This is a genomic window from Rhodovibrio sodomensis (assembly GCF_016583645.1).
Lineage (GTDB): Bacteria > Pseudomonadota > Alphaproteobacteria > Kiloniellales > Rhodovibrionaceae > Rhodovibrio > Rhodovibrio sodomensis.
In genome coordinates this window covers 1-2,193 of the sequence record NZ_NRRL01000236.1, presented here as the reverse complement: position 1 = coordinate 2,193, position 2,193 = coordinate 1, and the positions used below count along the sequence as shown (strand labels likewise).

General features: G+C 60.8%; 2 protein-coding genes and 1 pseudogene. 2 read left to right on the top strand and 1 reads right to left on the bottom strand.

Annotated elements, in window-relative coordinates:
- Positions 1–298 (bottom strand): annotated as a pseudogene (locus tag CKO28_RS27380) (IS21 family transposase); the annotation flags it as partial.
- Between the two features lie 631 nt (positions 299–929).
- Between CKO28_RS27380 and CKO28_RS27375 the strand changes: the two are divergent.
- On the top strand, positions 930–1,298 hold the full coding sequence (locus CKO28_RS27375) for an AAA family ATPase (RefSeq protein ID WP_242480862.1): 369 nt from the start codon (positions 930–932) through the stop codon (positions 1,296–1,298).
- 45 nt (positions 1,299–1,343) lie between these two features.
- On the top strand, positions 1,344–2,193 hold an 850-nt coding region (locus tag CKO28_RS27370; RefSeq protein WP_200344656.1), incomplete at its 3' end, for an IS5 family transposase.

Sequence of the window (2,193 nt, the reverse complement as noted above, 5' to 3'; positions counted from 1 at the left end):
GCCAATCGCGCACGCGCCGCTCCAGGGTCCGGCGGACCTCCTGGTCGGGAAAGCTCTCCGGATGATTGCGCATCAGGTAGTGCATCAGCGTGACCGGCTTGAGACTGGGGTCCCGCTCGAGCATCGGCACGAGCTCGCTTTCCCAGACCCCGGCCAAGGGATCCGGCACGGTCCGCCCGCGCGCGGCCTGGCGCTCGGAGGGTTTGCGGGGATCCTTCTCGTGTCGCCGGGCGGTGCGCTCACTCATGCCCGCGCGTGCGGCGGCGACGGCCTGGTTGTGATGCTTGCGTTCACGCATATAGAGTGCCTTCTGCTGGTCGGTGATGGGTCTACCGGGCAACCGCACCTCCATCGACTTGATCGACAGAGTTCTTGTTTTTCCTGCGGTCGCCCTAACGATCCGCACCGGCCAGTTTCTACCCGAAAAGGCGGATCCACCGGGGCCAGCGCGATCCACAAGGCCCGGCCTCACCGACGGCCGGCCGACCTACGGCGCGCGACTGGGGGCGCGCGGTCGGCCGGCCTGTTCGGCCGGGCCTGTGGATCGCCCCGAGCCAGCCGTCACCGGTCAACGTGGCTGACGCTCACCGGCCAACGTTATTGTCGCTGAACAGGCGCTGACACCACTGAACTGCTGGTCAGCTGGGGGACCAGGACCCGCAGAAGTCTTGCTGCTTGCCGTGTGTGCCGGCTGCCGCTCCGCATTACACGTACCTTAGTGACGCAAACAAGTGACCTCGTCAAGGTCGCTCGATGAGCCGGAAACCAACCTTCGCCAACCTTCGCCAAACGCTCCCTTAGCAGGGCCCCAGCACCTGTTAGCTTCACGCCTTCCAAAACACGAATGCATCTTGCGCAAAGCCACCACCTACGCGAGAATGTCGTTCAAACACTAACCCCGCTGATATGGAGGGATGCGGAGATAACAGATGCAAATATCGGAAATCAAAATACGCAACTATAAGAGCATAAATTCCCTAGAAATAAAATGCGATTCCCTTTTTACATTACTCGGCCCGAACAATCACGGAAAGTCAAATGTATTGTCAGCTCTTGAATTTGCTTTATCAACATCGAAAAAACCATCTGTAGATGATCTTTTCTTTCATCGCGAAGAAGGAGATGACGAACTTTGGGTCGAACTAACGTTCAGCTCACTAACAGAACAGGAGCAGACAACATTCAATCGTTATCTCCTATCCGATGGTACTGTGTCTATCCGAAAAACCGCTATCTTTGAGAATGGTAACGTCGAGATCAAATATGGGCACCTCGAAAAATCTCGCGATCCAGCGTGATCCCGGTAGAATCGTCGATATAGGGGCGATGACCGGGAGGTGCTGATGGGCCAGATGGGCTTCTTCGACGTCTCGAAGCGCTACGCCGGGCTGGACGCGAAGGCGGACCCGCTGGTGAAGCTGAACGCGACAGTGCCCTGGGCGGATTTCCGGCCTCAGCTGGAAGCTGTCTGGCGCCGGCCGTCGGAGGCGCGGAAGTCCAAGGCCGGTCGCAAGCCCTGGGACGCGGTCGTCATGTTCAAGGCGCTCGTGTTGTGCGAACTGTACAACCTCTCCGACGAACAGTTCGAGTACCAGGTGCGCGACCGGCTGTCGTTCATGCGCTTTCTGGGCCTGGGTCTGGAAGATCCGGTGCCGGACGCGACGACGGTCTGGCAGTACCGCGAGCAACTGGTGCAGGCCGAGGTCGTCGACGAACTGTTCGGCGCGTTCGACGGTTACCTGAAGGCCCAGGGTTGGCTGGCGATGGGCGGGCAGATGATCGACGCCTCGATCGTGCCGGTGCCCAAGCAGCGCAACAGCCGGGACGAGAATGCCGCGATCAAGGCGGGCGAGACGCCGGAGGGCTGGGCCGACAAGCCGGCGAAGAAGCGCCAGAAGGACACCGACGCGCGCTGGACGAAGAAGCACGGCAAGTCGCACTACGGCTACAAAAACCACGTCAACGTCGACCGGCGGCACAAGCTAATCCGGCGCTACAAGGTGACCGACGCGGCCGTCCACGACAGCCAGGTCATCGACGACGTGCTGGATGACGACAACACGGCGTCCGATGTCTGGGCGGACAGCGCGTACCGGTCGGCCGAGATCGAAGCCAAGCTGGAAGACCGCGGCCTGAAGAGCCGCATCCACCGCAAGGGTCATCGCAACCGCCCGCTCAGCAAGCGCGAGAAAC

Bases quoted from the DNA above. Each gene is read 5' to 3' on its own strand.
- CKO28_RS27375 (WP_242480862.1), top strand. From the start codon at position 930: ATGCAAATATCGGAAATCAAAATACGCAACTATAAGAGCATAAATTCC.